General features: G+C 48.6%; 1 pseudogene. It reads left to right on the top strand.

Annotation, left to right across the window (positions count from 1 at the left end):
- Positions 1–527, top strand: a pseudogene (locus R7Q48_RS30770) (L-arabinose isomerase); the annotation flags it as partial.

Below are 527 nucleotides of genomic sequence, written 5' to 3'. Positions count from 1 at the left end.
TATGGTTTGTAACCGGCTCTCAGCATCTTTACGGCCCACAAGTATTGGAAAGCGTTGCGCAAAACAGCGAAGAAATCATTGCAGGATTAAATTCGTCTGATGATATTTCAGTTTCTATTGCTAACAAAGGCACGGTAAAAACACCGGATGAAATTCTCGCAGTATGCCGCGCAGCCAATAACGATCCTGACTGTATCGGCTTGATGCTGTGGATGCACACTTTCTCTCCAGCCAAGATGTGGATTGCCGGCCTAACCCAGCTAAATAAGCCATTTTTACACCTTCACACCCAGTTCAACGCGGCGCTACCATGGGATGAAATCGACATGGATTTCATGAACCTCAACCAAAGTGCGCACGGTTGCCGAGAGTTTGGCTTCATTGGCACCCGTCTGAATATTGAACGTAAAGTCGTAGTCGGACACTGGCAAGAACCGCAAGTGCATAGAGATATCGACGATTGGTGTCGCGCCGCTATTGGTGTGAATGCAGGTCAGCACCTGAAAGTCGCCCGCTTTGGCGACAAC

It is taken from the genome of Vibrio sp. 378 (assembly GCF_033339435.1).
This window is presented reverse-complemented; position numbering and strand designations above follow the sequence as displayed.